Raw genomic sequence first — 7,146 nt, forward strand, 5'->3', positions numbered from 1 at the left:
GCGGACACGGTCACTTGCCGAAGACCATCAAGAACTTCTCGTCCTTGCCCTCGCCGTTGAGGTGCGTGGAGGACATGAAGAGCCGGCCGTCCGCGAAGGCGATCTGCGGAGTGTAGAAGGAGTTCTCCAGCGGCGCGGCGGGCCCGGACGGGTTGTGCAGCACGGTGGTGGGCCGGCCGCCGCCGAGCGGGAGGGAGATGACCTCGCCGCCGGTCGCGCGGTCCGCGGCGCTGTTGTAGGCGTAGAGCTGCCCGCCCTCGGCCTTCAGCGGGACCAGGGTGCGCTTGTCGCCCGCCGGGGTGCGCCACTTGGGCTTGCCGGTGCCGAGGTCGAAGCCGACGAGTTCGTTGGAGACGCCCTCGGTGGGCAGGACGATGGTGTCGGAGGCGGCGTCGACGACGACGCCCCAGCAGTCCTGCAGGGGCCGGTCGAGAATGGGGTCGTCGCAGCGGGGCGTGAACTGGCCTTCGCCGCTGAGCTGCGAGCGCTGCTTGCCGTCGGGTCCGAGGACCATGATGGAGCGCTGGTTCTTGTCGCGCTGCTTGACGTCGACGACGAGCGGGTTCACGGAGTAGACCTTGCTGACCTTCCAGCCCGCGGGGAAGCGGTAGGTCCAGCTCTTCTGGCCGCTGACCGGGTCGGTGCCCTGGAGTTCCTCGGTGCCGTCGGCGCAGGCTGCGACGGCGACGATCTTCCCGTTGCCCGCCGCGTAGGAGCTGGGCGTGCAGCCCTCGGGGACGTTGCTGCCGAAGAGCCGGTCCCCGGTGCTCACCTTGAAGGCGCTGGCGGCGCCGAGGCGGCTGGCGGTGACGGTGTCACCGGCGATGGCGAGGGCGGGGGTGACCAGGATGTCGAACATCCCCTCCTTGGGGATCTCCTTGGTCCAGCCCTCCTTGCCGGTCTTGAGGTCGACCATCTTCAGCTGGTTGCAGGTCGCCTGACCGGACTCGCCGTTCATGAAGCCCACGACGATCTTGCTGTCGGCGGTGGTCTGGTAGGGGGTGCTGCAGACCTTGCCGGGGAAGTCGAGCTTCCACTTCTGCTTGCCGTCGCTGACGTCGAAGGCGATGAGCGACCGGTAGAAGGACTTGACGACGGCGCCGCCCACGATCCACTGGCCCGTGGCGTCCGCGCCGCCGCCGGGCAGCTCGGTGGAGTTCGTCTTCAGCCACAGGACCTTGCCCTCGCCGGGCTTGCGGCCGGAGTTGAGGTCGGGGGCGTCGGCCATGCCGTTGCCCCCCTTGCCGTCGCCCTTGTCGACGGACGGCGAGCCGGAGGGCTGCGGGGCGGGGGAGCCGCCGGCCGCGACCGGCTTCTTGCCGTCGCCGCCGTCGCCGGAGAACGCGAAGTACGCGCCGGTGCCGAGCACCAGCGCGACGACCACGGAGGCCGTGACGAGGAGCTGGGTCCGGCCCCGGGGCGCGGCGGGCGGCGGGGGCGGCGCGGTGGGCGGCTGCGGATAGCCGTATCCGGGCTGGCCGGGCTGCCCGGGCTGGGGCTGGTGCGCGTACGGGCCCTGCGGGGTCTGCTGGGTCGGCTGCTGCGCGTAGGGGTTGGCCCCCTGCGGCGGGAAACCGTAGGCGGACGGCGGCGGCGGGCCGGGCAGGTGTCCGTAACCGGGGGGTACAGGTGGCTGGTTCGGCGGCGTCGGCGGCGTCGGCGGCTCGGTCATCAGCTGTACCTTCGGGGTCGGTCGGGCGTGGGGGATGACCTTTGTATCACTGCGGGCGCACGCCCAACGGGCCGGTCCAGCCCCTGTACCCAAGGGAGGACCGGCCCGTGACTGGGTCGTTATCCGGCCAGTTGGCGTCCGGCTCCGCCGGAACCTACGCCTCCTCGGCCAGCTCCAGCCAGCGCATTTCCAACTCGTCCCGGTCCGAGATGAGTTCGCGCAGCTCCGCGTCGAGCTTCGCGACCTTGTCGAAGTCGGTGGCGTTCTCGGCGATCTGCGCGTGCAGGCTCGTCTCGCGGTCCGACATCTTGTTGAGCTGGCGCTCGATCTTCTGGAGTTCCTTCTTCGCGGCGCGCGCGTCGCCGGAGGAGGTCTTCTCCTTGACGGCGGCCGGCGCGGGCGCGGGCGACGCCTCGGCGATCATCCGCTGCCTGCGCTCCAGGTACTCGTCCAGGCCGCGCGGCAGCATCCGCAGGCTCCGGTCGCCGAGCAGCGCCATCACGGTGTCGGTGGTGCGCTCGATGAAGAACCGGTCGTGGGAGATCACGATCATCGACCCGGGCCAGCCGTCGAGGAGGTCCTCCAGCTGGGTGAGGGTCTCGATGTCGAGGTCGTTGGTGGGCTCGTCGAGGAAGAGGACGTTGGGCTCGTCCATCAGCAGGCGCAGGATCTGCAGGCGGCGGCGCTCACCGCCGGAGAGGTCTCCGACCGGCGTCCACTGCTTCTCCTTGGTGAAGCCGAACTGCTCGCAGAGCTGGCCCGCCGTCATCTCGCGGCCCTTGCCGAGGTCGACCCGGTCGCGCACGCGCTGTACGGCCTCCAGGACCCGCAGGGACGGGTCGAGCTCGCCGACCTCCTGCGAGAGGTAGGCGAGCCGGACGGTCTTGCCGACGGTCACCTTGCCCATCGCGGGCTGTACGTCGCCCTGCGTACGGGCGGCCTCGGCCAGCGCGCGCAGCAGCGAGGTCTTGCCCGCGCCGTTGACGCCGACCAGGCCGACGCGGTCGCCGGGGCCGAGGTGCCAGGTCAGGTGCTGGAGCAGGGTCTTGGGACCGGCCTGGACGGTGATGTCCTCCAGGTCGAAGACGGTCTTGCCCAGGCGCGCGTTGGCGAACTTCATCAGCTCGCTGGTGTCGCGCGGCGGCGGCACGTCGGCGATCAGCTCGTTGGCCGCCTCGATGCGGTAGCGCGGCTTGGAGGTCCGGGCGGGGGCGCCGCGGCGCAGCCAGGCCAGCTCCTTGCGCATCAGGTTCTGCCGCTTGGACTCCTCGGTCGCGGCGATGCGGTCGCGCTCGGCGCGGGCGAAGACGTAGTCGCTGTAGCCGCCCTCGTACTCGTGGACGTCACCGCGCTGCACGTCCCACATGCGGGTGCAGACCTGGTCGAGGAACCAGCGGTCGTGGGTGACGCAGACGAGCGCGGAGCGGCGCTCCTGGAGGTGGCGGGCCAGCCAGGAGATGCCCTCGACGTCGAGGTGGTTGGTGGGCTCGTCGAGGACGAGCAGTTCCTGGTCGGCGATCAGCAGCTGCGCGAGCGCGATCCGGCGGCGCTCGCCACCGGAGAGCGGGCCGATGACGGTGTCCAGACCCTGCTCGAAGCCCGGCAGGTGCAGGCCGCCGAAGAGGCCGGTGAGCACGTCGCGGATCTTCGCGTTGCCCGCCCACTCGTGGTCGGCCATGTCGCCGATGATCTCGTGGCGGACGGTGGCGGTGGGATCGAGGGAGTCGTGCTGCGTGAGCACGCCCATCCGCAGGCCGCCGTTCTGGGTGACCCGGCCGGTGTCGGGTTCCTCCAGTTTCGCGAGCATCCGGATGAGGGTGGTCTTGCCGTCGCCGTTGCGTCCGACGACACCGATCCGGTCCCCCTCGGACACGCCGAGGGAGATGCCGTCGAGCAGGGTACGGGTTCCGTACACCTTGCTGACTGCCTCGACATTGACCAGATTGACGGCCATCAGACGCGCTCCAGGGAAAGGGGTGGATCAGCCCCTCACCCTAACCTTCCCGGCCGGGCCCGACCGCTGCGCGAGCGGCCGGGCGGGCGCCGGGGGGTGCGTACGGCCTCAGTGGCGGGTGGCGCCCGGGGCCGGGGAGGTCGCCACCCGGGTGGCGCGGCAGGTGCCGGAGGCGGCCAGGGCCTCGGCGACCTTCACCGCGGCTTCGGGGTCCCGGACCAGGAAGGCGGTCGTCGGACCGGAGCCCGAGACGAGGGCGGCCAGCGCCCCGGCCTCCAGGCCCGCGTCCAGCGTCCGCCCGAGCCCCGGGCGCAGCGAGAGCGCCGCGGGCTGGAGGTCGTTGGCCAGGGTCGCGGCCAGCGCGTCCGGGTCCCCGGCGGCCAGCGCGGCCAGCAGCGCCGCCGAGGCCTCCGGGACGGGGATCTCCGTACCGGCCTCGGCGGCCAGCCGGTCGAACTCGCGGAAGACCGCCGGGGTCGACAGTCCCCCGTCCGCGACGGCGAACACCCAGTGGAAGATCCCGGACTCCAGCGGGGCGAGCTGCTCCCCGCGTCCGGTGCCGAGCGCGGCGCCGCCGACCAGGCTGAACGGAACGTCGCTGCCGAGCTCGGCGCAGATCTCCAGCAGCTCGGCGGGCGTGCTCCGCAGGTCCCACAGCAGGTCGCAGGCGAGGAGCGCGCCCGCGCCGTCGGCGCTGCCGCCCGCCATGCCGCCCGCGACGGGGATGTTCTTCGCGATGTGGAGGTGGACGGCGGGGTCCAGGCCGTGCCGGGCGGCGAGCAGCTCGGCCGCCCGCGCCGCCAGGTTCGTCCGGTCCAGGGGGACCTGGTCGGCGTCGGGGCCGGAGCAGGTGACCGTCAGGGTGTCGGCCGGGGTGGCCGTCACCTCGTCGTACAGGGAGACGGCCAGGAAGACGTTGGCGAGGTCGTGGAAGCCGTCGGGGCGGGCCGCGCCCACCGCCAGCTGCGCGTTCACCTTCGCGGGGACGCGGACCGTGACGCCGGGGGCGCCCGCCGCCGGGGCGCCGCTCACAGGGCCGCCCGCTCGGCCACCGGCTTGTTCTCCGCGATCCGCGCGAACTCCTCGACCGTCAGCCCCTCGCCGCGGGCCTGCGGCGAGATCCCGGCCGCGACGAGCGCGCTCTCGGCGCCCGCGGGGGATCCGGCCCAGCCGGCCAGCGCGGCCCGCAGGGTCTTGCGGCGCTGCGCGAACGCGGCGTCGACGACCGCGAAGACCTCCCGCCTGGTGGCGGTGGTCTTGACCGGCTCGGCCCGCCGGACCAGCGAGACGAGCCCGGAGTCGACGTTCGGCGCGGGCCAGAAGACGTTGCGGCCGATGGATCCGGCGCGCTTGACGTCGGCGTACCAGGCGGCCTTGACCGAGGGCACGCCGTAGACCTTGTTGCCGGGCTTGGCGGCGAGCCGGTCGGCGACCTCGGCCTGCACCATGACCAGCGTCCGCTCGATGCTCGGGAAGCGCTCGAGCATGGTCAGCAGCACCGGCACGGCCACGTTGTACGGCAGGTTGGCGACCAGCGCGGTCGGCGCCGGGCCGGGCAGTTCCGTCACGAGCATCGCATCGGAGTGCACCAGCGCGAAGCGGTCGGCGCGCGCGGGCATCCGGGCCTCGATGGTGGCGGGCAGCGCGGCGGCCAGTACGTCGTCGATCTCGACGGCGGTGACCCGGTCGGCGGCCTCCAGCAGGGCCAGCGTCAGCGAACCCAGCCCCGGACCGACTTCGACGACGACGTCGTCGGGGCGCACCTCGGCGGTGCGGACGATCCGGCGCACGGTGTTGGCGTCGATGACGAAGTTCTGGCCCTTCTGCTTCGTCGGCCGGACGCCGAGGACGGCCGCCAGCTCCCGGATGTCGGCCGCGCCGAACAGCGCGTCGGGGGCCTGCGCCGGGGCGCTGTCCTGCGCGTCGATGCCGTCCAGCTTCTCGTTGCCGTCCTGCTTCTCGTTGCCGTGCTCTGCGGTGTCGTGCTCTGCGGTGCTCACCGGTAAAGCCTACGGCCGCAGTGGGGCCAGGGACTCGCCCCCCGCTGCACGTAGAGCTTCTTGGCCCGGTACGTCTGCTCCGCGCCCGGTGCCTCCTGGGGCCGGCCGCTGCCGCCGAGGCTCTGCCAGGTCTGTACGTCGAACTGGTAGAGCCCGCCGTAGGTGCCGGAGGAGTCGGTGGCCGAGGCCCGGCCGCCGGACTCGCACTGGGCCAGCGCTCCCCAGTCCAGGCCGTCGGCCCCGGCGACCGAGGAGGGCAGCGGCCGGGTGCCGACCTTGACCAGCTGCGAGACGGGTTCGCGCAGGGTCTCCTCGGCGATCCGGCGGGGTTTCTGGCGCACGCCGTTGACGATGCGCAGGCTGTAGGTGACCCGGCGGGCGCCGGGGCGGCCGGCCCGCTCGACCACTTCGGTCCCGGCGAACTGCTCCGGGTCCTTGACCCGCTCGACCTCGTACGGGATGCGCTCCTCGCGGACCTCGCGGGTCCCGGTGATGCGCAGCACGGTGACGGTCTGGCCGTCGCGGGGGAAGGCGCCGGGCGGCACGGAGGTGGTGTCCTGGGCGTGCAGGGTGATCCCGGCCTGGTCGAGGGCCTCCTGGACGGTGGCGGCGTTGGTGCGGATGGTGCGTTCGCGGCCGTCGGCCATGAAGGTGACGCTGCGTTCGGTGCGCACGCTGAGGGTGAGGCCGCGGCGCGGGACGGGGGTCGCGCGGGCGGCGGAGAGGTAGGCGCCCTCCACGCGGACGCCGAGCTGGCGCAGCGCGCCCTCCACGGTGGCGGCGGTGGTCCACACCTGGCGGCTGCGGCCGTCGAGGGTGAGCTGGAGGGGGCGCCCGTAGCGGACGACGATCTCGTCGCCGTCGTCGAGGGCGGTGGCCCGGCCGGGGGCGACGAGGTCGTGGTCCCCGACGCCGAGGCCCTCGGCGGCGAGCAGTTCGTCCACGTCGTCGGCGAAGGTGTGCAGGGTACGGGGTACGCCGTCCACCGTGAGCCGGACCGCCTTGTCGGCGGCGACGAAGGCGGTGGTGCCGCCCGCGAGGAAGGCGACGACCAGGGCCTGCGGGACGATCCGGCGCCAGCTCCCGGCCGTGCCGCGCCCGGCCTTGGCCCCGCGCCGCGCCCGTGTGGCGGGTGCCCCGCCCCGTCTGCTCCGCCGGCCGCCACCGCCACCGCCACCGCCCGGCTCGGGCCGGGGGGCGGCGGTACCGGGGCCGGTGCCGGTGTCTGGGCCGGCGTCGGGGTCTGGGCCCGCGTCGGGGTCGGCCTCCGGCCAGGCCGTGCCGGGCGCGTCGGCGTGCGGGTGGGGGTGCGGGGCCAGGGCGTCCAGCGCGGCCAGCGCGGCCGCGGCCCCCGGGGCGTCCGGGTCGGGCCACGGCGGCTGCGGCCCGGAAGGCGCGTAGTCGGCGTAGGGGTCCGGGTCCGTGGCGGGGTCCGGGTACGGGGCCGTGTAGGCGTCCGGCCAGGCCGTGCCGACGGCGGCCGCCGGGGCGCGGTCGGCGGCGCCGACGGGCGCGGGGGA

5 protein-coding genes are annotated in these 7,146 nt (G+C 73.8%); all 5 read right to left on the minus strand.

The features are described 5' to 3' along the window. Positions 1–10 precede the first annotated feature (10 nt). The 5 genes from ABT084_RS33115 to ABT084_RS33135 all read right to left on the minus strand — a co-directional run bounded on the left by ABT084_RS33115 (position 11) and on the right by ABT084_RS33135 (position 6,963). Entirely contained in the window at positions 11–1,672 is a 1,662-nt protein-coding gene (locus ABT084_RS33115; protein ID WP_351052014.1) for an outer membrane protein assembly factor BamB family protein, read from the minus strand. Positions 1,673–1,826: 154 nt separating this feature from the next. Further along, positions 1,827–3,626, minus strand: coding sequence for an ABC-F family ATP-binding cassette domain-containing protein (locus ABT084_RS33120; protein WP_351052017.1), 1,800 nt, complete (start codon positions 3,624–3,626; stop codon positions 1,827–1,829). Between the two features lie 108 nt (positions 3,627–3,734). After that, the gene (locus ABT084_RS33125; protein ID WP_351052020.1) at positions 3,735–4,658 is read right to left on the minus strand and encodes a 4-(cytidine 5'-diphospho)-2-C-methyl-D-erythritol kinase; all 924 of its coding nucleotides are present in this window, start codon (positions 4,656–4,658) and stop codon (positions 3,735–3,737) included. Continuing rightward, positions 4,655–5,554 carry a 16S rRNA (adenine(1518)-N(6)/adenine(1519)-N(6))-dimethyltransferase RsmA gene (gene rsmA, locus ABT084_RS33130; protein ID WP_351052030.1) on the minus strand — a complete coding sequence of 300 codons (900 nt, stop codon included), beginning with the start codon at positions 5,552–5,554 and terminating at the stop codon, positions 4,655–4,657. Before rsmA ends, ABT084_RS33125 begins: the two co-directional genes overlap by 4 nt. A gap of 68 nt (positions 5,555–5,622) precedes the next feature. After that, positions 5,623–6,963 (minus strand): resuscitation-promoting factor, encoded by a 1,341-nt coding sequence (locus ABT084_RS33135; protein WP_351052033.1) that lies wholly within the window; start codon positions 6,961–6,963, stop codon positions 5,623–5,625. Between the last annotated feature and the right edge of the window lie 183 nt (positions 6,964–7,146).

Source organism: Streptomyces sp. NPDC002138, from assembly GCF_040296485.1.
In the GTDB taxonomy this organism is placed as follows: Bacteria; Actinomycetota; Actinomycetes; order Streptomycetales; family Streptomycetaceae; genus Streptomyces.